Here is a 26,022-nt window from a genome sequence, read left to right as displayed (position 1 = left end):
AAATATACATCAGAATATCAAATAATGAAATATAATACAACTATATCTTCTGTTTGCTCATAAATGAAACAAAAAAAACACCTAAGAACGGATCTTAGGTGCAATCATCTTAAGAAATCCTATGGGCAAAGCTGACACTTGGATCAGCATTCAATGAAAGGCCTGCTAGGTGCTGCTTTTTCAACGCAACATGGGCATAGGCACCAATCATGGCCGCATTATCTCCGCAAAGGCGCAACGGTGGAATCAACAGTTCTACCTCCGGCAATTCCTGCATTGCTTTTTGTAAAGCGTCACGCAAGCCTTGATTCGCGGCGACCCCGCCAGCGACGATCAGTTGTTTTACCGGATAGGCTTGGCATGCCCGCACTGTTTTGTGAACCAATACTTCGACTACGCTGGCTTGAAAACTGGCTGCTAGATTTTCTACTGACAATGCTTCCTCTCTTTGCTGTGCATTATGCACAAAGTTGATAAAGGAACTCTTCAAGCCACTGAAACTAAAATCAAAATTATCTTCTTGCATCATTGCTCGAGGAAAGTGATACGTATCACTACCTAGATGTGCAAGGCGATCAATTTCTTTCCCACTAGGATAAGGCAAACCGAGAACTCGACCAACTTTGTCATAGGCTTCACCAGCGGCATCATCTCTCGTTTCTCCGATGATCTCAAAAGAGCCATCTTCTGCCATATACACCAATTCGGTGTGGCCGCCGCTGACCAATAATGCCATTAAAGGAAAAACCAATGGCTTCACTAGGCGAGCTGCATAAATATGTCCTGCCATGTGATTGACCGGAATCAGCGGTAAGCTGTGGGCCCACGCAAAGGCTTTCGCTGCAGAAAGCCCAATCAACAGTGCCCCAACCAACCCTGGACCATAGGTGACAGCCACGGCTGATAATTCTTCTGGTTGTGTGTTGGCTTGGGTCAATGCTTCGTCGATGCACAAAGTAATCTGTTCGACATGGTGACGACTAGCGACTTCTGGTACGACACCGCCGAAGCGCTGGTGGCTCTTGATCTGCGAAGCAACAATGTTACTTAAAATGGTGTCGCCGTTTTTAATCACTGCCACACTGGTTTCATCACAACTGCTTTCAATGGCTAAAATCAATTCATTCATTTGATTTTTTTCCGCCTACTTTCTTTTCCATAATCAACGCATCCTCTTCAGGATGACTGTAATATTTTTTTCTACGACCGATGACCGTATAGCCCATGCGCAAATAAAGGGCCTGTGCTTGTAAATTCGACACACGTACTTCAAGATAGATCCGCCGACCATCGGTTTGTTCCACGAGCGATTCCATTTGTTTCAACAATTCTTTCGCCAAACCATGCCCTTGATATGCTGGTAAAACCGCTACATTAAACAGCTCTGCTTCATCCAGCACTTGCTGAAAACAGAGAAACCCAATCAGCTCTTGGTTGGTTTTTCCATAACGAAACAAATAGCGACTGTTGCTGTTTTGCAAATCTTGCTGAAATTGCTGCAAATTCCAAGGCGAGCCAAAGGGATAGCTCTGATCCGCCAATGACCAGAGCATTTGCGGTGTCGGGATCGTTTGATCTGCTTGTTCGTTAGTCATTTAAAAATTTCACCATATCCAATGCGTCTTCATTGCCTTCAGTGTAATACGCCGTTTTGATCGCCTGTGAAACAAACCCGAGGGTCCGATACAAACGTTGTGCATCACGATTGCCCAGGCGAACTTCTAATGTCAAACGGTCGCATTTGTTTTTCCTCGCATAACGTTCGATTTCTCCTAGCAAGAAAGAACCGATCCCTTTTCCTTGATAATCAGGAATGATCGCGATATTGGTGATATGGGCATCAGCGCCTAAAATCCGCACCCCGATAAACCCAATCATCCGTTCATTATGCAAGATGCCCAAATAAAGATGTTTGACCCGTGAATAAAGTTCTGACAAAAAGGCGCTCTTGGTCCAAGGCAGTTCCCCAGCATACACGAGACGCTCCACCTGCAGCAGCTCTTTAATGTCATCACCGACTAATTCACGAACAACATACGTTTCCCCTCGTATCTCTTTTTTACGCTCTGGATATTGAATCTGACGGAAAAGAGCCAACTTTCCCGTCATCGTTTTAAATTTTTTCAACATAAGCATCCACTCCCGGTTCATGCGAGGCTAACCATTTTTCTTCGGCTTCAACTAATTTTAAATAGTCCGGTACAAAATCATGGATCGAAGCCACCGGCGCTTCTTCTTTCGCAATAGCAGCTAAAATAACGCCATTCGGGTAATTCCAAAACGACACTTGATTGATATGGGCTGTCGGCAGTTCCGCCTCGATCATGTCTTTAAATTTGACGGTATCGGCGCCGACAAATAGCACTTCTTGACCATCAACTGCTTTTAGCTGGGTCAATAACTCAGACAGTGAGATATGCTGGTCTTTGATCCTTGTTTCTAAGGTACCATTATGCCATTGGTAGGCACCTGCGTAGACATTTTGACGGCGAGCGTCAAACAACGGGACGATCACTTGCGATACGCCCACGCAATTGGCAGCGACTGCTTTCAAACTAGAAACACCAATCAGCGGGATGTTCAATGTTTGTGCCAGCGTTTTTGCTGTTGTGACACCGATGCGCAAACCCGTATACGAACCAGGACCTTTCGCAACAACGATTTGCTCCAGCTCTTTAGGGGCCATCCCCACTGCTTGCATCAATCCATCGATGGCAGGCATCAATGCTGTGCTGTGGTTTTTGATCGCCATCGTCTGGCTTTGTCCCAACACTTCTTGACCATCGACCACCGCAACCGCCAGTGTCTGGTTTGAGGTATCAATCGCTAATGTTTTCATCTATCTTCTCCCCATTCAAAAAACTCTCTCATATTCTACCATATTCTAATCAAATGCCCAACCAAGTCTCCAAAAAGATGCCTGTGTTAAGAAAAAAAGCAATAGGACAACAATACCCGAACCTTTGAAAAAAGCAAGCGCGGTTGCAGCTGCAAACCAGCGGGGCTGTTTAAAGGTTCGGGTAAGGCGATATTCATTTTTTTGTTATTTCATTAAAACTCAGTTGACGTGTGTAACGGTATCCTCCGATGATTCAACTGGTTGCTAAGAAGATTGGCGCGTAATCAGCTCCGTTGCGATCGTAACTTTTCGAGGAACGGGTGCTGCATTCGTAATGATATCCAGCAAGGTCGTCACTGCCAGCTCCCCCAGCCATTCCGTATGAACTTTGATGGTTGACAGAGTCGGAAAGACGTACTTTGCGACACTGACATCATTGAAGCCGATAATTGCGATCTCATCTGGAATCTTGATGTTTTTTTCTTGCAAAGCACGCATAGCGCCAATCGCTAAGGCATCACTGGAAGAAAATAAGGCACTTGGCAACTCTTTGTTTTGCTGCAAATACTCTTTCATCGCCTCATAACCGCCCTCTACTGTAAACGGTGCGCTGAGATGATATTGCGGGTGGTGCAACTTCAACCGACGAAGCCGTTCCTCAAAAATCCGGCGCCGAGGGTCTTCGATTTCTTGGTGATGGTCCTTGGTAAACTCAACGCCTGATAACAAGCCGATCCTTTGGTGGCCTTTTGCAATAAAGTCATCGATCACTAAATCGACCGCTTGTTGAAAGTCCACCACCAGAGAATTGACGCCCTGGGCCAATGCGTCAAAATCGACCATCAACAAATTGGATTGGCTTTTTTTCAATTGACGAATCTGGTGATCATCGAATTTCCCTAGCGCGATCGTTCCATCGACGGCGGTATCAGACAATCCTTCATAGGGTTCTTTCAGCAAACGGATCCCTAATTCTTCGGTTTTGTTTTCAATCCCGATACGGATCGCTAAATAGTAAAGATCCGCTAATTCTTCCTCGGTATCAAACCATTGGATCAAGCGCATACTACTGGTTTCTGGCTGACTCTTTTTTTTATGTTTTGTGTAATTGAGTGCTTCTGCGGCTTTAAAAATTTTTTCTTTGGTTTCAGAGCTGACCGATAATTCTGAATCGTAATTCAGCACCCGTGATACAGTGGCTGGCGAGACGCCAGCCTGTTGTGCAATATCTTTGATCGTTGCCATCTTCCAGCCTCCTTTTTTTGCGGGGAACTTTTTTATAAAGTAGCTATAAAGCGAGCAAAGGCCGTTTGCCCTGTCTGGTCTCGTTTAAAGACGCCCGCATGCGTCAATACTTGCGTAAAGACTTCTCCTAATGCATTGCGCAAAATCTGCGACACGTTTTCGGCATTGCATTCTGGGTGCTGGGCTTTGATCGCATCTGCCCACGGTATATGGTAAGCCGCGATCTGATTGGGCTGATCCAATAGATAAGCAGTCACTTCTTCTAGTTCCGGAGCTAAACGCGGTGGGAGAACTGCCAAACCCATGACTTCAATCAATCCGATATTTTCTTTTTTGATATGCTGCACTTCTTGATGTGGATGAAAAATGCCGTCAGGATGTTCTTTGGAAACATTATTATCCCGCAAGACTAAGTCCATTTCAAACAGCTCTCCTTGCTTGCGGGCGATCGGTGTCACCGTATGATGCGCCGTCCCATCTTCTGAAAAAGCATGGATCGAAACACTTGGATCTGAGTACTGTTGCCATTGGGCTAACACATATTGGCAAGCGGCGGCTAATTTTTGTTTGTTTTTCGCTTGTAATCGTATCACCGACATTGGCCACTTCACGATCCCCGCAGCGACATCAGGAAACCCAGTCAAAGAAAAGTGTTGTTCGATTGGCGCTTTTGCCATGGCAAACGTATGCCGCCCTCCTTGGTAATGGTCATGGGACAAGATCGAACCCCCAACGATCGGCAGATCGGCATTGGACCCGACAAAATAATGCGGCATCACTTCAATGATCTGCAACAAGCGAGCGAAGGTTTGCAAATTGATTTTCATAGGCCGATGGTCTAAAGAAAGAAAAATCGAATGCTCATTGTAATAGGCGTAAGGAGAATATTGGAAGCCCCACGCTTCATTATCCAAATTCATACGAATGATCCGATGATTGGTCCGCGCTGGGTAATTGACTCTTCCTTGGTAGCCTTCATTTTCCAAACACAACATACATTTCGGATAATCTACAGAAGTAGCGGTACCTTCTTGGGCAATTTGCTTCGGATCTTTTTCAGGTTTTGATAAATTGATCGTGATCTCGATCTCCCCATACTCCGTATCAACAGGAAAGACGATATTTTTAGCGATAGCCCGAGTCTTGATGTAATCATTTTGACGGCACAGCTCAAAGAAATAATCCGTCGCTTCTTTAGGATCATTGGCATAATGCTGCGCAAAAAAAGCATTGACTACTGAAGGCGGTGGCGTCAAAAAGTCCATCAACTGGGCTTCAAAGATTTCTCTTTCTGCGTGAGAATCGCCAATTTGCTGATTGCTCAATGCACATGCCACCAGTTCGTCCATCAATTCAATCGAGGAACGAGCAACAGAACGAATTTCGCTGGGCTCAAAAACAGCTTCCCCGATCATAGCTAGTACTCGGTTTTGCAAATAAATACGATCCATTTCCATCCAGCCGCCAGCCTTGATTGCTAAAGTGACGAAATCGCTGATTGTTTGGCTGATCGTCATTGGTTATTCCTCCTGCCCTTGATACCCATTTGGATGGCTGACATGCCAATTCCAAGCAGTCTCGATGATTGCTTCGACGTCGGTATAGACTGGTTTCCAGCCTAAAACCTTTCGTGCTTTTTCACTCGATGCCACTAAGGTACTTGGATCACCGGCACGGCGAGGCGCCACTCTGGCTGGGATCTCTTTTTTCGTTACATTGCGGGCCGCTTCCACCATTTCTTTCACAGAGTACCCATGATTGCTGCCTAAATTGAAGACATTGCTCTCATTGCCTTTTTGTAAATATTCTAATGCCAACAGGTGAGCAGCGATCAGATCTTCGACATGGACATAATCACGAACACAAGTCCCATCTGGAGTATCGTAATCCTCCCCAAAAATCGCGACTTCTTTTCGTTGTCCTAAAGCAGCTTGTAAGATGATCGGTACTAAGTGTGTTTCTGGATCATGGTCTTCACCGATCGAAGCATCCGACTTCGCGCCAGCCACATTGAAATAACGCAATGCGACATACTTCATACCATAGGCTTCATCGCACCAACGCATCATTTTTTCCATGATCAACTTGCTTTCGCCATAAGGATTTTTAGGATTTGTTGGGGTTTCTTCCGTGATTGGACTATGATCAGGTTCCCCATAGGTTGCTGCTGTAGAAGAAAAGACAATATGTTTCACTTGATGTTCCTTCATCACTTCTAAGAGGACCTGCATCCCATACACATTATTGTTGAAATATTTCAATGGTTTTTCTACGGATTCCCCCACCAAAGAGCTGGCAGCAAAGTGAATCACGCCGTCGATCGTTTCTTTTTCAAAAACCGATTGTAAAAATGCTTTGTCGCGAATATCCCCTTCATAAAAGGTTGCTGCTGGATGGATCGCTTGGCGATGTCCTGTCAGCAAATTGTCAATGACAACTACTTGTTTTCCTTGTTCGATCAATTGATCGACTGCATGAGAACCGATATAGCCGGCTCCTCCTAATACTAAAATCGCCATATTTTCAGCCTTCTTTCTAAATTCCTTCATCATTTCTTATTCTACAGTTTTCGTGCACCATCATCAATACTTGCTTGATAAATGTCGATTGCGTAGCCGATTTCTGCTAAATAGGTTGCTTTGACGGACGCTTCAAAATCAGCCCATTCACTTGCTTTGACCAATGCGATCCCGCAGCCGCCAAAGCCCGCACCAGTCATCCGCGCACCTAAAACAGCAGGATGCGCTTGAGCAGCTGCGACCAATGTATCTAGTTCACGCCCTGTCACTTCATAATCATCCCGCAATGAAGCATGCGAAGCATTTAACAACTGGCCGAATTCTTCAAGATCACCAGCAGTCAAAGCGGCTTTTGCTTTTAATGTCCGTTGGTTTTCCGTCACTGCATGTTTCGCCCGTTTGATCAAGCGTGGATCATCGATCAATGCTGTATTTGCAAAAAAGGTTGCTTCGTCCAATGCGCCCAATGAATCAACGGCTAATGATTTTTGCAAACGAGCTAATGCTTCTTCACATTCTGCACGTCGTTCATTGTATTTAGAATCAGCCAATTCGCGGCGCTTATTGGTATTCATGATCGCTACGACATAATCACCAAATGCCGCTGGTACGACTTCATAATTTAAAGTGTTCGTATCTAAAAGCAATGCATGGTCTTTTTGACCCATTCCGATCGCAAATTGATCCATGATCCCTGAGTTAACGCCAATAAACTCATTTTCGACTTTTTTGCCGATTTTAACTAAGTCCAAGGTCTTCAGGGTTAAATCAAAGAGATCTTTTAGACAAACCCCCGTCAGCAATTCAATCGATGCAGAAGAAGAAAGACCTGCGCCATTCGGAATGTTGCCATAAAAAGCGATGTCAAAGCCACGATCGATCCCTTGCCCCGCTTCTTTTATGAAACGAACGACCCCTTTCGGATAGTTTGTCCAATCATCTTCTTTTCGGTAATCTAGCTCATCTAACTGAAAGGAGATCACGCCTTTTTCTGGAAAATTCTCTGAATAGAGTTGGATCAACTGGTCTTCACGTTTTCGTGCTACTGCATACGTCCCTAATGTGATTGCCGCCGGGAAAACATAACCGCCATTGTAATCTGTGTGTTCACCGATCAAGTTGATTCTCCCTGGCGCAAAATACATGCCTGTGCCTGCTGTTCCAAATTTATCAATAAATATCTGTTGCAATTGCTCCATTTTTCTCACTCCCGCTTTCTTTTTAGTAAACTTATTGTAAATTATTTACTAAATTATTTCAAGCGTTTTCAATCCCAAAAGTGATTTTTTTTGATATTTTTTCCGTTTTCATTCATAATGAACCTATAACTAAAGGCGAGGTGTTTAATGATGAAACGATTTCTTTCAGGATTTTTAGTAGGAACAGTCGCAACGGTTGCTGCAGCTGCAAGTGTTGTTATGACGGTCAAGAAACAAGTGATTGATCCAATTGACGAACAACAAGCAGATCATGATGAAAAACGGAAACGCGCGATGCGTAAAAGCGTTGCCCGCTAATCATTTGCTAAAAAAGAGCCGTCAGCCTTCAATAGGCTGGCGGCTCTTTTAGGTAATCATTCTGCCTTCTCCAGTAAGTCCTGCAAAATCACGGCTTGATTTTGTTCTTCATTTTTCGCTCCGTAAAGTAAGGTCACGGTCTGTTGTTCAGCAACCAACGCTTTTAACCGTGCCAAGGCATCTTTAGCTGGCGCTTTCTCTAATTCTTGTAGATAGCAGCCTTTAAACGCATCAAAACGTTCAGGATCATGCCCAAACCATTTGCGCAATTCAGTACTTGGTGCGACTGCTTTGAGCCATAGATCGATCTGGGCTGCCTCCTTTTTCATTCCTCTAGGCCAGATGCGATCCACCAATACCCGATAGCCATCTGTCGTTTCCGCCACTTCATAAATTCTTTTTCGCTTGATCAACGCACACTCTCCTTATCGATAGACCTAAGTTCTATAAATAAAGGCAAAAGCCCACAATGTAAATTGAATAATGACTTACTTGAAACACTCCGTTTGGTGTTTCGTCGCTCATTCAAATTTGCTTGTGTTCTTTTGCCTTAAGTTCTCTCTTTTATAAACTATTTTTCTTTTTCGTCTTGCCACTCCAGCCTTCATAACCTTCTTTTAGGATATAGACATTGGTAAAGCCTTCTTTTCGTAATTTATTTGCTGCGCGAATACTCAACGATTTACGCGTGTCATATAAGTAGATTGGTTGATCTCTACGAAATGCGCTGAAGGAATTGGTTAAAACCGTAAAGGGAATATTACGCGCCCCTAAAATATGCCCACTGTCAAATTCATTTTTTTCCCGAACGTCGATCACTTGGGCTTTCTTCATTCCTGCTTTAAATTCATCTTCTGAGATGATCGTTGCTGAACGGCGTCCCATAATTTGAAAATACGCCCAGTTCAAAGCGATTGCTAAGATTATTAATGCCAAAACCAAGTTTAGCCACATAATTGGTGTCATTTCTTCTATTCCTCTCTATTGTAACAAACATTCTTTTTTGATTTATGCTGCTTTAATCTATCATTGCCTAGCAGCTTGTCATCTATGCTTTTGCTGCAAACTGCAAAGCTAATGATGCTGCCCCAATCACACCGGCATCATTCCCAAGTTCGGCCAATTTGATTTCAGTACTTTCCGTTACCTGTGGGAAGGTAAATTGAGCAAAGTAGGCAGCAACCCGTTCACGTAAAAATTCACCGGCTGCTGATACGCCTCCACCTAAAACGATACTTGATGGATTTAATGTGTTTCCTAGGTTTCCGCATGCCAACCCAAGGTAGAAGCACACTTTATCAACGACCATCAAGCCAAATGGATCGTTTGCTTGAGCCGCTTCAAAAATATCTTTACTTGAAACATCTTCCCCATTGTCCAGCTGTTGTTTCAATGCCGAGTCGCCAGCATATTCTTCTGCCAACTGTCGAGCAACTCGCACAACACCCGTCGCACTAGAAACCGTTTCTAAACAACCACGTTTGCCGCAAGTACATTCGAACCCTTCAGGATCAACAGTGATATGACCGATTTCTCCGGCACAACCAGCAACCCCATGAAGCAATTGCCCTTCCATGATGATACCGCCGCCAACACCTGTACCTAGTGTGATAAAGATGACATCAGGATTGTTATCCCCTGCCCCTTTCCAACGCTCACCTAAAGCTGCTACATTGGCATCGTTATCGATGGCAAAGGGGATTTTTGTGCCTTTTTCAATCAGTTCTTTGACTGGCTGAAGTGTTTTCCAGTTCAGATTGTAGGCACCTATGACGGTTCCTTTGTCACGGTCGACACTTCCTGGTGTCCCCATACCAATACCGATAAATGCTTCCGGCTGTAAGCCATATAATTCTAGGCGATGATTGATCGATGCCACGATTTCTGGCACGATATGTGAGCCTTCATCAAGAATATTGGTGTCAATACTCCATTTTTGCTGAATCTCGCCTTCGCTCGTTAAAATAGCGAATTTCACCGTTGTTCCGCCTAAATCAATTCCGATGATTTTTTTGTCCATCACTTGTTTTCCTCCCGGCTTTCTTCAATTCGATGCTCCCGCGTAAGAATTCGCCGGGCAGTCAGATATACATCCCGATCTATCAAGCGACTGTCATAAAAGTTTTTCAACTCGATTTGCATCAGTTCTATATCGTAGATCCGCTTGCCGACATATACGTAAACACCAAATTGTTTCAGTAATTGTTGTACGTCATATAACGTTTCCATTTAACCACTTCCTGCTTATTATACAAGTAATTAATATTTTTTAAAACCATATATCACAAAAATAGCCAATAAGAAAACAAAGAGTCCGCCAGAGAGGATTCTGGTGTGGATCGAATATTTTCCATAGTTCTTTGGCAATGCCAAAAGATTCCCTAACAATAACCCACCGAGGATCCCGCCAATGTGTCCCCACATATCAATCGTTTGATCAAACACCCCAAAAACCAGGTTCAATCCAACGAATAGGGCAAATTGCCGTACCATTGCTTGGATGCGGTAATCATTTCTAAAATGCCAACCTAAAATCAAAAATGCCCCGAAAAGCCCGAATAATGAAGTACTAGCGCCTGCTGATTGAACCCCTATTTGGTTGAAAGCAAAACTCATGGTATTGCCCATGATGCCGCTTAGTAAATACAAGGCAAAAAAACGGCTATGACCATAGATGGCTTCTACTTGTTGCCCCATATAATAGAGAATCACAGAGTTGATCGCAAAATGTGCCAACCCGAAATGCAGAAAGATTGGGGTAACGAAACGCCAATATTCATTTAAATAGACGACAAACGGACCAAACATCACCCCGCCTGATTGAATAGAGGGACTAAAATAACCCAAGATAAACACAATAGTTTGGATAGCTAAAAATAGATACGTGAAGATCGGCTGATTCAGCCATCTTTTCATTTGAGAATTCATTGACGTGCTCCTTTACGTGCGAATAAGCGAATCCGTATAGATTTTATCGATTGGAATGTCGAATACATCTGGTGTCCATTGATCGTTGAATTGTTCTCCGAAGACCAAAGAAACGGTCTTGCCATCAAAAGCAGACAAGAAACGATCATAATAGCCGCCGCCAAAGCCGATGCGATAGCCTTTTTTCGAAAAAGCCAAGCCGGGAACAATGAGTAAATCCAAGTGATGGGCTTCTTGCTCACTGATCGGCTCTTCAACCCCAAATGCCGACGTTTCATAACGCGTTACCGGCTCCACATGATAAAACTGCAATTTTTTTTGTTGTGCTTTCGGCACTGCGATTCGTTTGTTTTGTTCAAATCCTTTAGCAAAAATAGCCGCTGTATCAAATTCAAATGGCAACGAACGGATCACTCCTACTGACTTAGCCGTTTGCCAAAGCTGAGAAGAAAACAGCAACTGCAAAATCACCGTTTCTTTCTGCTGCTTTTGTTTGCTCGGCATTTTTTTTAATGTTTGGATCATGTGCTCTCTAATGACTGGTTTTTCCATTGGATCACTCCTCTCAGAAATAGTACCAAAAACTGTGTCCAAATAGCAAACTAGAATCGCAGATTTCTTGGCAAGATCATGACTATCTGCTCATCCTTCTTTACGCCGGATCAGTAAAAAGACAAAGTACGGTGCCCCCACGATAGAAATGATGATACCAGCTGGGATCTCACCGCTTGTCAATAGTAAACGACCGATCGTATCACTTACTAAGACCAGCAGACTGCCGATCATTCCCGCTAAGAAAAAGGCACAGCGAGATTCTCTGCCGATGAGTCCCTTGGCGATATGAGGCGCCAATAAGCCCACAAAGGCTAAATTACCGGTATAGCCAACCGTACTGGCAGCCAAACCAACCGCAATCACTAAAAACCACGTCCGCAACCGTGTCAAAGAAACCCCTAAGCTAATTGCCTGTTCCTCACCAAAACCAAGCAGATTAAGTTTAGGTACGGTCCAGAAAGCTGCGACAGACAATACGATGACCCAAGGAAGCAGACTGGTAATTTGCTGCCACGAGGTTCCCCAGATAGATCCAGAAAGCCATGCTGTTACAAAGCGATAGCGGTCTTTTGATAATTCCACCGTAAAAAGTAAAGTAGCCGCGGCCAACCCTGCATTGACGGCGATTCCCGCCAGCAGCACTCGCTCCATCGACAACAATTGGCGGTGTTTATAGGCAATCAAATAGACCAGTACAGCAGCCAACAAGCCACCGAAGATCCCAACGACAGGTAAAAGCTGCGATCCTTGGGTATAAACCCCTAAGTAGATCATTACAAAGAGACCCGCGCCATTGTTGATTCCTACGATACTTGCATCAGCCAGCTCGTTTCTCGTCACCCCCTGCAAGACAAAACCAGAAAAACCAAAGGCACCGCCGGCGATCAGCGCCAGACAAGCCCGTGGTAGTCGAAACTCAGTAAACGTCAGTACCTGACTCGAAGAAGCCGTACCTTGAAAGATTGCCCCTAATGTCTGAAAGGTTAAGATTGTTTTTCCCACCATGACACTTCCTAAAAAAGCGGCCATCACCAGTAGAAAAAAAACAAAGAGTGTTTTTTTCATCAGTCTTCCCTCCGTATCTTGACCAATAGAAAAGGCACACCGATCAATGCCATCAGTATCCCAAAGGGTGTCTCAAAAGGGGGATTGATCAAGCGACCTGCCAGATCAGCGGCCATCACTAGGGTCCCACCTCCAATGATCGTCAAAGGCAAAATTAATTGGTAGTTTTTGCCCACCATCCCCCGCACGACATGAGGAACCATTAAGCCGACAAAGCTGACCGGTCCTACAAGCGAAACCGCCATTCCCGCCAAAACTACGACTAACAGTAAGGCAGATGCCCGAATCAGATGCGGGTGCTTGCCTAATGAAATGACGGTGTCATCTCCTAGTGCTAACAGATTGAGGGCTTTTCCTAGCCGTAGCACAAAAACGATGGCGATCAGATAGATGGGGCCCACAAAACGCAGTTGCTGCCAAGTCACATTCGCCGCACCACCGATAAACCAAAAGGCTATCTCTTGGTTTAAATCAAATTGCAATGACAGAGTTTGACTAATGGCTGAGAAAAAAGAACTTAATGCCACACCAGCCAAAATCAGTCCCGTGGGCGACATGCCTAGTTTGGCGTATCTGGTCAGTAAAAAAAGCAGCCCAGTTGCCGCAAACGCACCAAAAAAGGAAAACAGCGCCGCTTGACTCGGTTGCACACTAGGAAAGAGGATAAATGCGATCGCTAGTCCCAAGGCAGCCCCACTATTGACACCTAAAAGACCACCATCTGCCAAGGGATTTCTCGTAATCCCCTGCATGATGGCTCCTGTAACAGCAAAACAACTTCCTACTAGAAAAGCAGCCAAAACACGCGGCAACCGAATATTGCGCAAGACTTGATGCAGCTGATTCTCATAATCAAAAGCAAAGACGGCATCCCAGATCGTTTCAAAAGAAAGGTCCGCTGCTCCTTGAGTGATCGCTAAAAAGAAACAGATAATAAAGCAGCCACTAAAAAGCAGCAGCAGCCAAGGAAACTTTTTCATATCTGCGCTCCTAACTCATAGGTCAAGACCAGCGGCTTTGTACTATTAGGAAAGGTACCTAACACGGCATCGATCTCAAACAAACGCTGCAGCCATTCTTTGGTCAGTACCGTTTCCGGTGTACCGGAAACCAAAAGCTCTCCACCTTTTAATGCGTAAATATAATCAGAAAAACGTGACGCATGATTCAGGTCATGAATCGACATAATGATCGTTTTCCCATAGGTTTTATTGATTTGCTGTAATAAGAGCAAAATTTCTAATTGATGTGCAGGATCTAAAAAGGTTGTTGGTTCATCTAAAATCACGATATCCGTATCTTGCGCCAGTGCCATGGCGATCCATACGCGCTGCTTTTGCCCCCCTGACAGCGTACTGATCACTTCTTCTGCTAGTGCCGTCAAACCAGTTGCTTGCAAAGACCAGTCGATCGCTGCAAGATCTTGTTCCGATAGACTATTCAGTCCTTTTTGATAGGGGAAACGACCGTAAGAAACAATTTCGCGAATCGTCAAGCCAATCGATGAATCGCTAACTTGTGAAAGCAGCGCAATCTTTTTAGCCACTTCTTTGGTTTTGATGTTCTGGAGGTTTTGTGTATCTAATAGGACCTCACCAGACAAAGGCTGTAAAATTCGGGCGAGTGCCTTTAAAAATGTCGATTTTCCACTGCCGTTCGGGCCAATCAAGCCGATGATTTTCCCTTCTGGAATCTCAATTGTTAGATCTTGCACAATTTTTTGTTTTTGATAGCCGACACTCAAGTCAACTGTTCGTAATTTCGCCATATTCGTCCCCAAAATAATTGATTGATAATGCTTATCAATTATGAATGTAATCCTACTATTCGTCAATAGTTCTAAAAAAAGGAAATAAAAAAATAAGATTGACAAATCAGCGTTTCTCCGTAATAATAGCAATCAGCAAATGAGAATTATTCTCAATTAAAATGATAAGTGCTCATCTTTTAACAAAGGAGGAAGTTTTTCTATGAAACAATGGTCAAAAAGAAGTACTTGGCTTACCCTGCTAGCAGCCTGCTCCCTTATCCTACTGGGTGCTTGCGGTACGAATAATGACTCAACGGATAGCAGTGGAAAAGCCACTACTTCTTCAGAAATAGCAACAACCTTTACCGATGCGATGGGAAATGAAGTCACTGTTCCCGAAAACCCACAACGGGTGATCGGTAGTTACTTGGAAGATTATTTGGTCGCTTTAGGGGTAACCCCGGTTGCTCAATGGACAGTCGGCAATGACAGTGATCAAGCATACTTGCAAGATAAACTAGCAGATGTGCCAAGAATCAACTATGATCTGCCCTATGAAGATGTCTTGAGCTTTGAGCCAGACCTACTGCTGATGGATAGCAATTCCATGGTGGAAGGCGACAAATATGATCAGTACAGTAAGATCGCGCCGACCTATGTGGTCACAAATGGCGAGGAAGTAACCTGGCGTGAACGTCTGACAGATATCGCAAAGGTCTTACACAAAGAAGAGGAAGCTGCCCAAGTAGAAGCTGATTATGATGACTTAGTCGCTACTACCAAGGAAACGTACGCTGATCAAATCCAAGGCAAGTCGATTGCTGTTTTATGGGTGGTCAATAATTCTGTCTTCATGGTTTCAGAAACAAAATCAAGTGGTCAACTGCTGTATCACGAACTCGGTTTTGAAGTTCCCTCGCTTGTTTCAGAAATCAGTGAAAGTGCCACTGCTGACTGGTCTGCCGTTTCTCTGGAAAAATTGGCAGAATTGGATGCCGATTACTTGATTTTAGTGAATAGTGATAAAGGCGCTGATTTTTTCAGCGAACAAGTCTGGCAAAATCTTGATGCAGTCAAAAACAATCATTTATGGGAATTCGGTCCTGAATCAAGCTGGCTCTACAACGGTCCTATCGCCTATACCAAAATGATCGAAGATATCCAGAGCAAATTGGACTAATGCGTTTCAAGTAATTCGTCAAGTAAAACTACTTAACAAATTTCAGGAAAAAGCTAGCATTCCCGCACAAAACATGCTATTATATTTTAGTCTGAGAGATTTCTTAGAGGATTCTTGTATCGTTAGGGGGGAAAATCATGCGCGTAAACATCACATTAGAGTGCACTTCTTGTAAAGAACGCAACTACTTATCAAACAAAAACAAACGTAACAATCCTGATCGTTTGGAAAAGAAAAAATATTGCCCACGTGAAAGAAAAGTTACTTTACACCGCGAAACAAAATAATACTATTTAAGAAGTTCGCAAACGCTGATAACCAAGGCGTTTGCGAACTTCTTTTTTTTCAGACATTTTGCAATGATAGCTGCTGCATTTTTATTTCCCTATTTACACAACCACTCCCCTATTTTCACTTATTTGCTTTGAACTTTTGAGCCAACTTTTTCTTTGAAGCGACGTATAAATAAATTTTAATGTATAATGTAAAAAAGAAACTAATGTTCAACAAAGGCGGCACATAGAACATGAACTAGCTTTTTCTTCTAGCTGTCCTTTCAATATACTTTGAGTGCCAGTCGATCCTTTCATGCTATACTGCCTATAGGAGGTGAACCCATGCTTGGCAATTTTACGTATCTACCTAGTAACTATCGTCTGTTTTATGGCGCTTTTCTTTTTGCTCTTATTGGAAATATGCTTTTCATTTTCATTAAACACCCTGCTTGGACCTTTAGCTTACCGACAGTGATTATCCTCTTCTTAATAAATGTCTTCTTTTGGACAAAATACAAGAAGAAAGTTATTCCTTGCACAACTGATGCACTGTTTTATGTTCTGCTCTTCCTATTGGTATTTTACAATCACTAACATAATGCTTATTTTGATACTAATTTTTTCTCTTCCCCCTATTTCGTCATAACGAAGGAGTGTTGATGCGATGGAGATTTCCCATATCACGTTGATCGTACAGAATTTAGCAAAGACGACAACGATGTTGGAAACATTGTTTGAAGCAGAGGAAATTTATGATAGCCGAGACCAGCCCCATTCTTACTTCCCAGAAAAATTCTTTTTGATCGATGGCTTATGGCTTGCTGTTATGGAGGATGCCTCCCAGAAGCTGCCGAAAACGTATAACCATATTGCCTTTAAAATCGATCAAACTCAAATCGATTCCTTGATTACGCGCATCCAAGGACTAGGATTGAAGATCGAAAAAGATCGTTCTCGTATCAAAGGCGAAGGTGCTTCCATTTACTTTTACGACGATGACAACCATTTGTTTGAACTACATACTGGTACGTTGGCTGAACGGTTGCACCATTACCGTCTGACAGAAACGAGGTAATCTTCATTGCTAGCAACTGCATTGACTGTTATGGAAAGAATTCCCACAAGAAAGGAAGAAAACAATGAAACTAGATATGGTTGGTATTATCACAAAAAACATGGAACAGGCACTGGCTTTTTATCAAGTACTTGGCTTCACGCCATTAGGTCAGCACTCAGAAGATTATATGGAATTAGCAAACGACGGGGTTCGCATCTCTTTGAATAGCCGCCAGATGGTTGCCGGGATCTACGGACATGCACCAATGACTGTTGGTGACACAATTGAATTAGCCTTTTTATGTGATTCCCCTGAAGAGGTTGATGCCCTTCATGCAAAAGTCGTAGCTGCCGGGTATCAGTCTTTCAAAGAACCTTGGTGTGCCTTTTGGGGGCAACGCTATGCCATCGTCAAAGATATAGACGGCAATCTCTTAAGTTTGTTTGCAATGCTACCTGCCGAAAATTGATTTAAGCTACGACAGTCGGTCCAATGGATCGGCTGTTTTTTTAATCACACCTTCGGGTAAAAAGACAAAATCACGTTTTTATGTCCAATCGGATTCTGATAACCTGAAATGAATGTATCCCTTATAAAACAACGTTTCCCATCATTATAAGCCAAAAATAATCTCTCTATAAAAAAACAAATCCACCCATCCGCTCCTGTTCGCTTGACAAAAAAGAACAAACGTTCGTATAATCTCGGTAAGGAGTGATAAAAATGGGTGGTTTTAATTATGCGCTCGAGCCAAAACGCGATATCTTATTTATCGATGTCAAAAGTTTTTATGCTTCTGTCGAATGCATCTCGCGCGGCTTAGACCCTATCCAAGCGATGCTGGTCGTCATGTCTCATTCTGACAATACTGGAAACGGCTTAATCTTAGCGGCTTCCCCAAAGGCAAAATCGGCTTTAGGAATTTCAAATGTGACCCGCAATGACAATCTGCCGACGCATCCCGATTTGTACAAAGCATCGCCACGTATGAGTTTTTATATCAAAGAAAACACCAAAGTCAATAATGTCTTTCGCAAATATGTTGGACAAGATGATTTGCTGCTCTATTCAATCGACGAAACGATGATGGATCTGACCCGTACACTGGATCTTTTCATTCCTGATAACACGATTTCTCGCGAAGAAAAACGTTGGCTGATTGCCCAGCAAATTCAAAAAGACATTTACGAAACAACGAAATTGTATGTCACCATCGGTATTGGTGACAATCCTTTGTTAGCAAAACTAGCTTTAGATAACGAATCCAAACACAACCGTTCCTTGATTGCCGAATGGACCTACGAAGATGTCCCGACAAAAGTTTGGCAAATCAGCCCCATGACTGAGTTTTGGGGAATCGGTCGACGCACAGAAAAACGACTTCACTTGATGGGGATTGAATCTATTGAACAATTGGCTCATGCCAGTCCTGATCTTTTGCGCAGTCGCATGGGAATCATTGGTGAGCAGCTCTACCATCACGCTCACGGCATTGACCGCACCATTTTAGCCGAACCGACACCGCAGGTCATGGAAAAAAGCTACGGCAATAGTCAGGTCCTACATCGCAATTATTATTTACAAGAAGAAATCGAGATCGTCATCAAGGAAATGGCAGAGCAAGTTGCCGCTCGAATTCGCCGCCATCATTGTCAGACCGCTTGTATCAATGTTTACATCGGCGTAGCCTTTGGTGAAACTGCCTCTGGCTTTTCCCGACAAATGAAAATCCCGCCAACTGACAATACACGTAAGCTTGTTGCTCATTGCCTATTTCTCTTTCGAAAATTTTATACCGGGCAAGTCGTTCGCCACATCGGTATCACCTATTCAAAATTGGTTTATACAGAAAATGTCCAGCTGGATCTTTTTGAGCAAGCAGAAACGCAATTACGCCAGCGTAAATTAGATTTGATCATCGATAAGATTCGTGAGAAATACGGCTTCACTTCGATCGTTCATGCCACAAGCCGAATGGAAGGCGCTCGTGCCATTGCACGCAGCAAATTAGTCGGTGGTCACGCTGGTGGTCTAGATGGGATCGCCAACATAGGACCTGTCCATCAGCAAAAAGAAAAAGAACCGTTTGCTGATGGTTCAAAAAATACCGGCACTTGACTCGTTTTTCTTTCCTTTTCGATGACAAATCTTAAGATAACATTAACAAACGATCCATTTTTTAAAGATTTATGTAATTTCGAGGCCCCCATCTCCCCCTTTACTTCTTTCTAAGGTACTTTAATAGCAAGGAGTGTGAGCAGATGAAAATTGACAAAATCGAATACAAACGAGTCATCAATGGTGCGGGACACCTTGAGTACGATTTGCTGCAATATTTAGAAAAGAATCGGGCGACTGCTGCACAAAACCTGAAACAGTCTGAGATCGATTACCTTCTGGAAAAAGATATTCAGCATCGGATCATTCAACATGCTCGTAAGAGTTTCTTTGGCGATACAATCGTTTTAAAGGATGAATATGCCGAAGATTATCTTTTATTAAAAAAGTATACGGATATGTTCCAAGAAACATTCTAAAAAAAACGCAGAACCAACTGGTTCTGCGTTTTTCTTATTCTTCGAAATGTTCTTGATAAACATCATCAACCGTTTGATTTGGGTCGATCACGATATACAGACTCTTCGTTTTTTCACTGATTTTTGTTGATTGGTATACATTATCCAATCCTTCCGTATCTTTGTCCTTGTATGGGAAATAAACAAGATCCGGTGTACCGTTACGGTAAAGAATTTCCATCCGTTCAATATCTTCATATTTCAACGCACGAGCAAACATCCCTAATTCAAGTCCGCCTAAGTTGATGTCATGTGTTGCCACATGATCGCCTTCTTGGAAGATTTCAATTTTGAACCCAGCACATGGATGAATCTCAACGAATTCGCTTCCGTGGATACGGCCAAAACTGGTCGTGATTTGTTTGATCCATAAGTCACCGATGTAACGGCGCTCGATCGTCCATGTTTCTCCATTACGGAAATAAAATTTTAAAGCTTTCATTTCTCTAGCCATGACAAAACGCTCCTTTTTATTAATAATACATTTTAATTCTAACACATAGTCGCTACTGGGACACAAATTAACTTTGGTTTTCGTTGACTTTTTTCATAAACCGAGAGATTTCCACCGCCGCTCGTTGATGAGTCCCTTTGGCAATGAGTTGTTGCGCCCCATCGGTCACCTGATAATCAAACTGGAATCCTTGTTCTTTTTCCCATTGTATAAGAACTGTGATTGTCGCTCCGACTGGCGAAGGTTTCAAATGATCGATCGAAAACTTTGTACCAACGGTGGTAAACCCTTTATCTAAAGTAGGCTCAAGGGCTTCCCAACAGGTGTTTTCCACCATTGCGACCAGTCGAGGGGTTGCTAAAACCGCTAAACCGCCAGAACCCAAAACAGCCGCAGTGTCTTGAAGGTCAACGAGAAAGTCTTTTTTGCTTTCCATTCTTCAGTTATCCCTCCTTCGCTAAATATGCTTGAGCAAACGCCAATAGTGCTTCTTTTTCATTAGGGATTTTTCGTGTGATGACTGCAGCTTCGGCAGCGGCCAAGACTTCTTTGAGCCACGGACCAGAAGAACGATCAACTGTCTGCAGTAAATCACGTCCATTGATCGCCAGCTCCTTCAGTGAATGGATCGGTAGCTGCTGATAGCGCTGACTGATTTTTGCAGGATCATTGGGCAGCTTGTCATAACGCAATAATCCTTCAGCTAAACAGGTTGCTTCTAAACCGAACTGATACAACAGCAGATCGTTCCATTCGCCGTTCCGACGCATTAGCAGTGCTTGATAGACCGTTTGTACTTGGCGGATGCAGTCATTCGAACATTTCCAAGCTTTTAAAAAGCTGCGGACTGCCTCAAGAGCTAAACCGATTTGGTCAATGAGCAATACCCAAGCCGTCGTTTCGTTTTCTAATGGGATCGCTGGCAGGTCTGCCATCCGCAGTAACGCCTCACCGTATTCCCGCAAGCCTGGGCAATAGATATAGCATTCGGTTTCTACTAGTGCTCGTAGTGCTTGGTTCCGATGATTGCCTAACAGCAATTTCACGAATTCAATCATGATCCGTTCAACAGAGATTTTCCCCAACAAGGCATGATTCGCATGGATAGCAGCCAATGTTTCTGTTTCTAAAACAAAGCCCAATTGACTGACAAAACGCAGCCCCCGCATCATTCGTAGGGCATCCTCATGGAAACGTTCCTGCGGGTGACCCACTGCTCGTAAAATCTGATTGTCGATATCTGCCAGACCATCGAAAAGATCAATGATGACCCCATCTTCTTGAAGTGCCAATGCATTGATGGTAAAATCCCGCCGCTTTAGATCTTCTTTCAAGGACCTGACAAAATCAACTTTGTCAGGTCTGCGATAATCCTGATAGGCGGCTTCGGTTCGAAAGGTGGTAATCTCATATTGCGCCTGTTCCCACAAGACCAGCACCGTCCCATGCTCGATACCAATGTCAATGGTTCGAGGAAAAAGCGCCTTGATTTCGGCTGGAAACGCACTGGTAGCAATATCGACATCATGGATCGGCTGGCCTAAAATCGTATCCCGCACGCTGCCGCCAACAAAGTATGCTTCATAGCCCGCGGCTTCGATTTTTTTTAGGAGTGGCGCAGCTTCTGCAAATTCTTTTGGTAATTTAGTCAGCTTCATGTACTTTCCCATCTTTTCTTTCAAAACGATACGCATCCCGCTGATTGAATTTTGCCATATTTTCCTCAAACACTTCAGTCAGGTCGATGTCTAGTGAATTGGCCATGATCATCGTCACAAAGAGTACATCGCCCAGTTCTTCTGCCACGGTCTTTTCAACTTCATCGCTTTTTTTATTTTTTTCCCCGTAATAGTGATTTACTTCTCGCGCCAATTCGCCAACTTCTTCAGTCAAACGAGCCATTTGGGCGAGGGGGCTGAAATAGCCAGTTTTAAATTGTTGAATATAGGCGTCGACTTCTTCTTGCATCGATGCCAAGGAACGTTTATCTGTCATCTTCTTCACCCTTTCTCGTTTATCTTACCAAAAGAATGGCTGCCTGCCTAGATAGAGCCCCCTCAGGATTTGTTGTACATTCAATGATTTCGTGCTACATTGATACTTGTGGAAGTTGAATAACGGAGGAAACAGGATGCGGGCATTTTTTTCATGGCGAACGATTCGCGACATTGTTTTGATTATTTTCGGTACGAGTATTTATGGCTTCGGTCTAGTCTATTTAAATATCCCAAATGACTTAGCAGAAGGCGGTGTGACAGGGATCACCTTGATCCTGCGAGCCTTATGGGGAATCAATCCTGCCATTAGTACATTGATCTTAAATATTCCGATCATTTTGATCGGTGGCAAAATTCTTGGTCGACGCTCATTAGTGTATACGATTTTAGGAACCTTTGGTTTGTCTTTTTGGTTGGCATTTTGGCAGAGTGTTCCCCTGTTGATCGATCTACAGCATGATCTACTGATCGTCGCACTCTTGGCTGGTTTGATTGCAGGGATCGGTAGTGGGATCGTCTACAAAGTCGGTGGAACAACAGGTGGCGTCGATGTACTGGCGCGCATTTTAGAGAAAAACTTTGGGGTGACGATCGGGCGGTCGCTTTTGATCTTTGATGTGTTCGTCCTGTTGCTTTCTTTGACCTATATAGATTTGAACCGCATGATGTATACCTTGATTTTTTCTTATGTCTTCACTCGTGTGATCGATTCGATCTTAGACGGCGGCTATTCAGCCAAAGGGATTTTAGTGATCAGCAATCATAGCGAAGAGATAGCTCCTGTTTTAATGGATGAATTGGAACGCGGTGTCACGTTTTTACAGGGCGAAGGGGCTTACTCAAGAGTATCGAAACAAATCATTTATATGGTGGTCAGCGGACGGGAGATTTCTGAAGTCAAGCGCATTGTTCATGACTTTGATCCGCAAGCGTTTGTTTCTGTCATCAATGTCCATGAAGTCGAAGGCGAAGGCTTTACCTACTTAAGACCTAAGTCACGGTTCTTACAGCGCAAAGCAGCGGTCTCTAAAACAAAATAAAGACTAAAAAAGCAGTCCCGGTTAAAGGACTGCTTTTTTATTTGTCAGCGGCTTTCTTCTTTTTGTTGGAGCAAGTGCCGATTTACTTCATCGGAAAGTTCTAAGAAGGCATCACGATCCCCATTTTCCAATGCTAGATCGATCTGCCGATACAAGGTATCAATTTTGGTTTTTGCTTCTTCTTTTTCAAGGTACTGGGTAACATATTGGGTCATTTCTTGATCCAAGTGGTCGTTCCAACGTTCATAAGGATTGTCTTCTAAAACTGCTAAATAAAAGGATTGCGACCAAGAATCTGGAAAGAGACATTCAAGATACAAGGGTTGTTTCCAATTCATGCGAATCTCGTGAAAAATCTGATCAATGTCATAAAAGGTCTGTCCTTCGATACTCAAGACAAAGGGTTCGCCTCCAACTTCCGTACTGCGGACACTTAAGCCCCGTTTGGCTGCGGCTGCCCCTTCTACAAAATGAACATTGGCCAAGATCGCTTCATGGTTCGCCAGATAGTTTAACACCCAAGAGACTTCTCGGCGGCTGAAGGAAACGGTCGAAACTAACCAATTAAGAAACTTTTTCTTTTCTTGTACATTGATGTTCATTTCTCTCACCTATCTTTCTAATAAGTCCTCCACGATCGACTGTACTTCTAAATCACCTGGTTCGTGTGCCAAATAATGTTGTAGCAAATGAAGAGCTTCAGGTAAACGCCCTTCTTCACGTAAGAAAATGCCGTATTCCTTCATAAACGCCGGTTCATGGTGCAAATCAGCATTGGCTTCTTCGTAATATTTTGCTGCTTTGTCAAAATCTTCTAACGCATTGAAGGCTTGCGCTAGATTCCATAAAGCGTGAGGCTGTTCATTGTCTTCCATTCGCTCGATCGCCAAGATCGCTTCTTGCCAACGCTCTTCATTCAAGTATAAATTACTTAAAGTCAGTAATGTATCCTCTTCTTTTTCACCAGTTTCCAGTGCTTTAAGTAAAAATGACTCGGCTGCTTCACTGTCATGAAGTCGGTAAGCATTCTCGGCAGCAAAATGATAGAAATCCACTTGATATGGATCTTCATGAATCCCTTCTTCGATCACACGTTGCGCTTCTTCCAGCTGTTCTTCTTCTTGCAATGCTTCAGCCAAATAAAGATACAAGGCCCGGTATTGGGGATTCATGACCCGCAACTGCTGCAAGTAGCGAATCGCTTGTTCATTTTCCTTCAGCTGCAAATAGACTAAAGCCGTTTGAAAGAGACGCTCGTCCGTCTGTTCGTCTTCTAAGCTTGCTTCAAAATATTCCAACGCCTCTTCAAACTTACCTGCCATACTCAATGAAGTTCCGGTCCGTTCAACGATCGAAATCCCCGAAATATCCGTAATATCTTCTTCCAGCAATCCTTGATAAAGGTCAACAGCTTCTTGATAGCGATCCGTTGAAAAAGCTAACTCAGCTAAGGCAAAACGAATCAAGGGTTCCTCTGGCACAAGGCTTTGCGCTTCTTTTAATTTGGCTTCGCTGACTTCCGGAATACCGATCAGTTGATAGAGATCCGCACTCAATAACAAGGCTTGCAGATAAGCTTCACTCGTTGGTAGTATTTGATCGATATAAGTGAAGGCTGTTTCAATCTGGTCTTCTTCCATCGCAATTTCCGCTAAAGGAAGCAGCAAAGCTTCATTTTCAGGATGCCGCTGCTGCAAGGTTTCAAATAACGTTTTCGCCTCTTCTAAAAAACCGATCTGCAGTAATTCATCGCCTAAAGCGCCAAGTGTCTCATCATCATCTTTTTGCAGTGCTTCGTTAAAATTCAATTGTGCTTCAGCCAACTCTTCTGCGGCTAGTGCTTTTAACATTTTTTCACTATAAGTTTCCATTTAGACCCCTCGAATCTCATTGATTAATCGCTGATAAGTCTCCATCGTTTGGACAAGATCTTTCTCCTCGATTTCCGTTCTGCCCCCTATTGTACCAACTTTTGCCAAAAATAACAGTTTTTTTTCTTTTTGCTGCAATTCTAGTACACGGCTGAAATATTCGCTTAAGGAAAAAGACTCGGGCAATTCGATAGGAAAGCCTAATCGTGCAAGCCATTGGCAAAATACTGGCAGATCGACAGTCAACTGCTGCTGCTGGACTGTCCACATAAAATGAAACAAAAAGCCAAAGAACAATTTCATCGCATCAGACAGCAAGTGACCATTTTCTGTTTGATAAGCAGCATCGGCAAAGAGTTGCCCAAACTCCTCTAATTCGCGTCCCGACTGCTGATACAATTGGATCAGCTGATTGGTATAAGCTGCCAACGAGTGTCTCATCAATGCCTGATGACTGGGGTACGTTCGATAAAGTTCCTTTAAAAAATCGCTATCGGCAAGCACGCCACAACGAATCAGAGTCAAAAAATCGACCAATTTCCCATCGATCTGTTTTTCTGCGATCGTCTGATCGTAAATAACAAATTTGGGTGTATTAGGATTTTCCAGCATCGGGATATCTGGCTTTTTCACAACGATCGCTGTTTCTTTCACACTTTTAGCTAAGGCCCGCAAGGAAACGGGAATCAGCCAAAGCTGTGTCGTCAGAACCGACGTCGCGTGGATAAAGCTGCTCAATGCCAACACGCCTTCATTCCCAAACCCGACGATCAGCAGCGGCTCTTGTTTTGAAAAGCGGCCGAAGAAATCCATTGCAGCTTTAAACTCGGTAAAGTTGTTGCAATACATTTGGTTGGTACAAATATACCAATTGACCTCGCGCGGCAAAAACAGGCGGGTTACTTTTTCTGAAAAGCGGTCATAATAACGCTGATTCGTCAAAATGATCACCTGCTGCGGCTCGATCGACTGTCCTTTCATGACCGATGCCAATGTTTCCCCGTAAGAAATCTGGGTTTCTTGCTCATTTCTGTAAAAAACAGCTTCCATCGGCTCACTCCTTTGTTGCTACTACTTACTATTATAGCAAGAAGCCGCTGAAACACCTACTAAATCGCTAACCATTAGGAAGTATTTTCGCCGATTTGTCCCAT

At 43.4% G+C, this 26,022-nt stretch carries 33 protein-coding genes; 9 read left to right on the top strand and 24 right to left on the bottom strand.

All coding sequences use genetic code 11. The features are described 5' to 3' along the window. Positions 1–109 precede the first annotated feature (109 nt). The 8 genes from tsaD to IGJ26_RS05605 all read right to left on the bottom strand — a co-directional run bounded on the left by tsaD (position 110) and on the right by IGJ26_RS05605 (position 7,802). Positions 110–1,129 carry a tRNA (adenosine(37)-N6)-threonylcarbamoyltransferase complex transferase subunit TsaD gene (tsaD, locus tag IGJ26_RS05640; protein ID WP_194199420.1) on the bottom strand — a complete coding sequence of 340 codons (1,020 nt, stop codon included), beginning with the start codon at positions 1,127–1,129 and terminating at the stop codon, positions 110–112. After that, positions 1,122–1,595, bottom strand: a complete 474-nt coding sequence (gene rimI / locus IGJ26_RS05635) for a ribosomal protein S18-alanine N-acetyltransferase (protein ID WP_016613163.1) — start codon at positions 1,593–1,595, stop codon at positions 1,122–1,124. Before rimI (IGJ26_RS05635) ends, tsaD begins: the two co-directional genes overlap by 8 nt. Then, a complete protein-coding gene (gene rimI, locus IGJ26_RS05630; protein ID WP_005237007.1) occupies positions 1,588–2,130 on the bottom strand; it encodes a ribosomal protein S18-alanine N-acetyltransferase in 543 nt (180 codons plus the stop codon). Before rimI (IGJ26_RS05630) ends, rimI (IGJ26_RS05635) begins: the two co-directional genes overlap by 8 nt. Next, on the bottom strand, positions 2,114–2,839 hold the full coding sequence (gene tsaB, locus IGJ26_RS05625; protein ID WP_430599940.1) for a tRNA (adenosine(37)-N6)-threonylcarbamoyltransferase complex dimerization subunit type 1 TsaB: 726 nt from the start codon (positions 2,837–2,839) through the stop codon (positions 2,114–2,116). Before tsaB ends, rimI (IGJ26_RS05630) begins: the two co-directional genes overlap by 17 nt. A gap of 264 nt (positions 2,840–3,103) precedes the next feature. Then, a complete protein-coding gene (locus IGJ26_RS05620) occupies positions 3,104–4,084 on the bottom strand; it encodes a LacI family DNA-binding transcriptional regulator (RefSeq protein ID WP_061053918.1) in 981 nt (326 codons plus the stop codon). Positions 4,085–4,116: 32 nt separating this feature from the next. Next, positions 4,117–5,601, bottom strand: coding sequence for a UDP-glucose--hexose-1-phosphate uridylyltransferase (gene galT / locus IGJ26_RS05615; RefSeq protein ID WP_005237015.1), 1,485 nt, complete (start codon positions 5,599–5,601; stop codon positions 4,117–4,119). A 3-nt stretch (positions 5,602–5,604) separates the two neighbouring features. Continuing rightward, entirely contained in the window at positions 5,605–6,603 is a 999-nt protein-coding gene (gene galE, locus IGJ26_RS05610) for a UDP-glucose 4-epimerase GalE (RefSeq protein WP_034878687.1), read from the bottom strand. A gap of 41 nt (positions 6,604–6,644) precedes the next feature. Beyond that, positions 6,645–7,802 carry a galactokinase gene (locus tag IGJ26_RS05605; protein ID WP_194199419.1) on the bottom strand — a complete coding sequence of 386 codons (1,158 nt, stop codon included), beginning with the start codon at positions 7,800–7,802 and terminating at the stop codon, positions 6,645–6,647. A gap of 150 nt (positions 7,803–7,952) precedes the next feature. Between IGJ26_RS05605 and IGJ26_RS05600 the strand changes: the two genes are divergently transcribed. Further along, positions 7,953–8,120, top strand: coding sequence for a DUF3042 family protein (locus IGJ26_RS05600; RefSeq protein WP_017144401.1), 168 nt, complete (start codon positions 7,953–7,955; stop codon positions 8,118–8,120). A 56-nt stretch (positions 8,121–8,176) separates the two neighbouring features. Here the strand turns inward: IGJ26_RS05600 and IGJ26_RS05595 are convergent, their stop codons facing one another. The 9 genes from IGJ26_RS05595 to IGJ26_RS05555 all read right to left on the bottom strand — a co-directional run bounded on the left by IGJ26_RS05595 (position 8,177) and on the right by IGJ26_RS05555 (position 14,436). Continuing rightward, positions 8,177–8,533, bottom strand: a complete 357-nt coding sequence (locus tag IGJ26_RS05595; RefSeq protein WP_005237034.1) for a DUF488 domain-containing protein — start codon at positions 8,531–8,533, stop codon at positions 8,177–8,179. Between the two features lie 151 nt (positions 8,534–8,684). Next, the gene (locus IGJ26_RS05590; protein ID WP_005237036.1) at positions 8,685–9,086 is read right to left on the bottom strand and encodes a rhodanese-like domain-containing protein; all 402 of its coding nucleotides are present in this window, start codon (positions 9,084–9,086) and stop codon (positions 8,685–8,687) included. 82 nt (positions 9,087–9,168) lie between these two features. Further along, positions 9,169–10,140, bottom strand: coding sequence for an ROK family glucokinase (locus IGJ26_RS05585; RefSeq protein WP_005229395.1), 972 nt, complete (start codon positions 10,138–10,140; stop codon positions 9,169–9,171). After that, on the bottom strand, positions 10,140–10,349 hold the full coding sequence (locus IGJ26_RS05580) for a YqgQ family protein (protein WP_005229394.1): 210 nt from the start codon (positions 10,347–10,349) through the stop codon (positions 10,140–10,142). Before IGJ26_RS05580 ends, IGJ26_RS05585 begins: the two co-directional genes overlap by 1 nt. Positions 10,350–10,379: 30 nt before the next feature. Beyond that, positions 10,380–11,048 (bottom strand): rhomboid family intramembrane serine protease, encoded by a 669-nt coding sequence (locus IGJ26_RS05575; protein ID WP_005237037.1) that lies wholly within the window; start codon positions 11,046–11,048, stop codon positions 10,380–10,382. A gap of 12 nt (positions 11,049–11,060) precedes the next feature. Beyond that, positions 11,061–11,600, bottom strand: coding sequence for a 5-formyltetrahydrofolate cyclo-ligase (locus IGJ26_RS05570; RefSeq protein ID WP_016613156.1), 540 nt, complete (start codon positions 11,598–11,600; stop codon positions 11,061–11,063). Positions 11,601–11,690: 90 nt separating this feature from the next. Continuing rightward, the gene (locus IGJ26_RS05565) at positions 11,691–12,668 is read right to left on the bottom strand and encodes a FecCD family ABC transporter permease (RefSeq protein ID WP_194199418.1); all 978 of its coding nucleotides are present in this window, start codon (positions 12,666–12,668) and stop codon (positions 11,691–11,693) included. Then, on the bottom strand, positions 12,668–13,648 hold the full coding sequence (locus IGJ26_RS05560) for a FecCD family ABC transporter permease (RefSeq protein WP_005237040.1): 981 nt from the start codon (positions 13,646–13,648) through the stop codon (positions 12,668–12,670). Before IGJ26_RS05560 ends, IGJ26_RS05565 begins: the two co-directional genes overlap by 1 nt. Beyond that, positions 13,645–14,436 carry an ABC transporter ATP-binding protein gene (locus IGJ26_RS05555; protein WP_005237041.1) on the bottom strand — a complete coding sequence of 264 codons (792 nt, stop codon included), beginning with the start codon at positions 14,434–14,436 and terminating at the stop codon, positions 13,645–13,647. Before IGJ26_RS05555 ends, IGJ26_RS05560 begins: the two co-directional genes overlap by 4 nt. Before the next feature lie 202 nt (positions 14,437–14,638). Between IGJ26_RS05555 and IGJ26_RS05550 the strand changes: the two genes are divergently transcribed. The 7 genes from IGJ26_RS05550 (at position 14,639) to IGJ26_RS05520 (ending at position 19,467) form a co-directional block, all read left to right on the top strand. Further along, positions 14,639–15,598 (top strand): ABC transporter substrate-binding protein, encoded by a 960-nt coding sequence (locus IGJ26_RS05550; protein ID WP_086372706.1) that lies wholly within the window; start codon positions 14,639–14,641, stop codon positions 15,596–15,598. 137 nt (positions 15,599–15,735) lie between these two features. Next, complete coding sequence (gene rpmG, locus IGJ26_RS05545; RefSeq protein ID WP_005229384.1) at positions 15,736–15,885, top strand: 50S ribosomal protein L33; 150 nt, start codon at positions 15,736–15,738, stop codon at positions 15,883–15,885. A 330-nt stretch (positions 15,886–16,215) separates the two neighbouring features. Further along, on the top strand, positions 16,216–16,467 hold the full coding sequence (locus IGJ26_RS05540) for a hypothetical protein (RefSeq protein ID WP_005237045.1): 252 nt from the start codon (positions 16,216–16,218) through the stop codon (positions 16,465–16,467). Positions 16,468–16,537: 70 nt separating this feature from the next. Then, on the top strand, positions 16,538–16,948 hold the full coding sequence (gene fosX / locus IGJ26_RS05535; protein ID WP_008381069.1) for a FosX/FosE/FosI family fosfomycin resistance hydrolase: 411 nt from the start codon (positions 16,538–16,540) through the stop codon (positions 16,946–16,948). Between the two features lie 64 nt (positions 16,949–17,012). Continuing rightward, positions 17,013–17,399 (top strand): VOC family protein, encoded by a 387-nt coding sequence (locus IGJ26_RS05530; RefSeq protein ID WP_061053912.1) that lies wholly within the window; start codon positions 17,013–17,015, stop codon positions 17,397–17,399. 254 nt (positions 17,400–17,653) lie between these two features. Next, positions 17,654–19,048, top strand: a complete 1,395-nt coding sequence (locus IGJ26_RS05525) for a Y-family DNA polymerase (RefSeq protein WP_194199416.1) — start codon at positions 17,654–17,656, stop codon at positions 19,046–19,048. A 143-nt stretch (positions 19,049–19,191) separates the two neighbouring features. Continuing rightward, entirely contained in the window at positions 19,192–19,467 is a 276-nt protein-coding gene (locus IGJ26_RS05520; protein WP_008381063.1) for a hypothetical protein, read from the top strand. 34 nt (positions 19,468–19,501) lie between these two features. On the opposite strand, the gene IGJ26_RS05515 is transcribed toward IGJ26_RS05520, so the two are convergent. From IGJ26_RS05515 to IGJ26_RS05500, 4 genes are all read right to left on the bottom strand, one after another. Continuing rightward, entirely contained in the window at positions 19,502–19,960 is a 459-nt protein-coding gene (locus IGJ26_RS05515) for a hypothetical protein (RefSeq protein WP_008381061.1), read from the bottom strand. A gap of 67 nt (positions 19,961–20,027) precedes the next feature. Then, positions 20,028–20,396: a thioesterase family protein gene (locus IGJ26_RS05510; protein ID WP_008381059.1), complete on the bottom strand. Its 369-nt coding sequence runs from the start codon at positions 20,394–20,396 to the stop codon at positions 20,028–20,030. Between the two features lie 7 nt (positions 20,397–20,403). Further along, complete coding sequence (locus IGJ26_RS05505; RefSeq protein WP_016621022.1) at positions 20,404–21,618, bottom strand: CCA tRNA nucleotidyltransferase; 1,215 nt, start codon at positions 21,616–21,618, stop codon at positions 20,404–20,406. Continuing rightward, entirely contained in the window at positions 21,605–21,955 is a 351-nt protein-coding gene (locus IGJ26_RS05500; RefSeq protein ID WP_008381054.1) for a nucleotide pyrophosphohydrolase, read from the bottom strand. Before IGJ26_RS05500 ends, IGJ26_RS05505 begins: the two co-directional genes overlap by 14 nt. Positions 21,956–22,091: 136 nt before the next feature. Here IGJ26_RS05500 and IGJ26_RS05495 point away from each other — a divergent pair, with 136 nt between their 5' ends. After that, a complete protein-coding gene (locus IGJ26_RS05495) occupies positions 22,092–22,997 on the top strand; it encodes a YitT family protein (protein ID WP_005237068.1) in 906 nt (301 codons plus the stop codon). A 44-nt stretch (positions 22,998–23,041) separates the two neighbouring features. On the opposite strand, the gene IGJ26_RS05490 is transcribed toward IGJ26_RS05495, so the two are convergent. The 3 genes from IGJ26_RS05490 to IGJ26_RS05480 are packed head-to-tail and all read right to left on the bottom strand — an operon-like array spanning position 23,042 to position 25,918. Then, positions 23,042–23,599, bottom strand: coding sequence for a YpiB family protein (locus IGJ26_RS05490; RefSeq protein WP_194199415.1), 558 nt, complete (start codon positions 23,597–23,599; stop codon positions 23,042–23,044). Positions 23,600–23,608: 9 nt separating this feature from the next. Continuing rightward, positions 23,609–24,868 carry a tetratricopeptide repeat protein gene (locus tag IGJ26_RS05485; protein WP_194199414.1) on the bottom strand — a complete coding sequence of 420 codons (1,260 nt, stop codon included), beginning with the start codon at positions 24,866–24,868 and terminating at the stop codon, positions 23,609–23,611. Continuing rightward, positions 24,869–25,918, bottom strand: a complete 1,050-nt coding sequence (locus tag IGJ26_RS05480; RefSeq protein ID WP_194199413.1) for a hypothetical protein — start codon at positions 25,916–25,918, stop codon at positions 24,869–24,871. It lies immediately after the preceding gene. Positions 25,919–26,022: the final 104 nt, after the last annotated feature.

The sequence above is a fragment of the Enterococcus sp. AZ095a genome, assembly GCF_050546735.1.
Lineage (GTDB): Bacteria > Bacillota > Bacilli > Lactobacillales > Enterococcaceae > Enterococcus_D > Enterococcus_D entomosocium.
Note: the sequence above shows the minus strand (reverse complement) of the source record. Positions and strands in the feature narration are given on the sequence as shown.

Coding starts and splice junctions, on each gene's coding strand:
- IGJ26_RS05605 (WP_194199419.1), bottom strand. CDS start 7,802: ATGGAGCAATTGCAACAGATATTTATTGATAAATTTGGAACAGCAGGC.
- IGJ26_RS05565 (WP_194199418.1), bottom strand. CDS start 12,668: ATGAAAAAAACACTCTTTGTTTTTTTTCTACTGGTGATGGCCGCTTTT.
- tsaD (WP_194199420.1), bottom strand. CDS start 1,129: ATGAATGAATTGATTTTAGCCATTGAAAGCAGTTGTGATGAAACCAGT.
- IGJ26_RS05510 (WP_008381059.1), bottom strand. CDS start 20,396: ATGGAAAGCAAAAAAGACTTTCTCGTTGACCTTCAAGACACTGCGGCT.
- fosX (WP_008381069.1), top strand. CDS start 16,538: ATGGAGATTTCCCATATCACGTTGATCGTACAGAATTTAGCAAAGACG.
- IGJ26_RS05520 (WP_008381063.1), top strand. CDS start 19,192: ATGAAAATTGACAAAATCGAATACAAACGAGTCATCAATGGTGCGGGA.
- IGJ26_RS05480 (WP_194199413.1), bottom strand. CDS start 25,918: ATGGAAGCTGTTTTTTACAGAAATGAGCAAGAAACCCAGATTTCTTAC.
- IGJ26_RS05620 (WP_061053918.1), bottom strand. CDS start 4,084: ATGGCAACGATCAAAGATATTGCACAACAGGCTGGCGTCTCGCCAGCC.
- IGJ26_RS05490 (WP_194199415.1), bottom strand. CDS start 23,599: ATGAACATCAATGTACAAGAAAAGAAAAAGTTTCTTAATTGGTTAGTT.
- IGJ26_RS05600 (WP_017144401.1), top strand. CDS start 7,953: ATGAAACGATTTCTTTCAGGATTTTTAGTAGGAACAGTCGCAACGGTT.
- IGJ26_RS05540 (WP_005237045.1), top strand. CDS start 16,216: ATGCTTGGCAATTTTACGTATCTACCTAGTAACTATCGTCTGTTTTAT.
- IGJ26_RS05585 (WP_005229395.1), bottom strand. CDS start 10,140: ATGGACAAAAAAATCATCGGAATTGATTTAGGCGGAACAACGGTGAAA.
- IGJ26_RS05580 (WP_005229394.1), bottom strand. CDS start 10,349: ATGGAAACGTTATATGACGTACAACAATTACTGAAACAATTTGGTGTT.
- IGJ26_RS05570 (WP_016613156.1), bottom strand. CDS start 11,600: ATGGAAAAACCAGTCATTAGAGAGCACATGATCCAAACATTAAAAAAA.
- IGJ26_RS05495 (WP_005237068.1), top strand. CDS start 22,092: ATGCGGGCATTTTTTTCATGGCGAACGATTCGCGACATTGTTTTGATT.
- IGJ26_RS05485 (WP_194199414.1), bottom strand. CDS start 24,868: ATGGAAACTTATAGTGAAAAAATGTTAAAAGCACTAGCCGCAGAAGAG.
- IGJ26_RS05515 (WP_008381061.1), bottom strand. CDS start 19,960: ATGGCTAGAGAAATGAAAGCTTTAAAATTTTATTTCCGTAATGGAGAA.
- IGJ26_RS05500 (WP_008381054.1), bottom strand. CDS start 21,955: ATGACAGATAAACGTTCCTTGGCATCGATGCAAGAAGAAGTCGACGCC.
- IGJ26_RS05590 (WP_005237036.1), bottom strand. CDS start 9,086: ATGACACCAATTATGTGGCTAAACTTGGTTTTGGCATTAATAATCTTA.
- IGJ26_RS05560 (WP_005237040.1), bottom strand. CDS start 13,648: ATGAAAAAGTTTCCTTGGCTGCTGCTGCTTTTTAGTGGCTGCTTTATT.
- IGJ26_RS05525 (WP_194199416.1), top strand. CDS start 17,654: ATGGGTGGTTTTAATTATGCGCTCGAGCCAAAACGCGATATCTTATTT.
- IGJ26_RS05575 (WP_005237037.1), bottom strand. CDS start 11,048: ATGAATTCTCAAATGAAAAGATGGCTGAATCAGCCGATCTTCACGTAT.
- tsaB (WP_430599940.1), bottom strand. CDS start 2,839: ATGAAAACATTAGCGATTGATACCTCAAACCAGACACTGGCGGTTGCG.
- IGJ26_RS05530 (WP_061053912.1), top strand. CDS start 17,013: ATGAAACTAGATATGGTTGGTATTATCACAAAAAACATGGAACAGGCA.
- rimI (WP_016613163.1), bottom strand. CDS start 1,595: ATGACTAACGAACAAGCAGATCAAACGATCCCGACACCGCAAATGCTC.
- IGJ26_RS05555 (WP_005237041.1), bottom strand. CDS start 14,436: ATGGCGAAATTACGAACAGTTGACTTGAGTGTCGGCTATCAAAAACAA.
- rpmG (WP_005229384.1), top strand. CDS start 15,736: ATGCGCGTAAACATCACATTAGAGTGCACTTCTTGTAAAGAACGCAAC.
- IGJ26_RS05505 (WP_016621022.1), bottom strand. CDS start 21,618: ATGAAGCTGACTAAATTACCAAAAGAATTTGCAGAAGCTGCGCCACTC.
- galT (WP_005237015.1), bottom strand. CDS start 5,601: ATGACGATCAGCCAAACAATCAGCGATTTCGTCACTTTAGCAATCAAG.
- rimI (WP_005237007.1), bottom strand. CDS start 2,130: ATGTTGAAAAAATTTAAAACGATGACGGGAAAGTTGGCTCTTTTCCGT.
- IGJ26_RS05550 (WP_086372706.1), top strand. CDS start 14,639: ATGAAACAATGGTCAAAAAGAAGTACTTGGCTTACCCTGCTAGCAGCC.
- galE (WP_034878687.1), bottom strand. CDS start 6,603: ATGGCGATTTTAGTATTAGGAGGAGCCGGCTATATCGGTTCTCATGCA.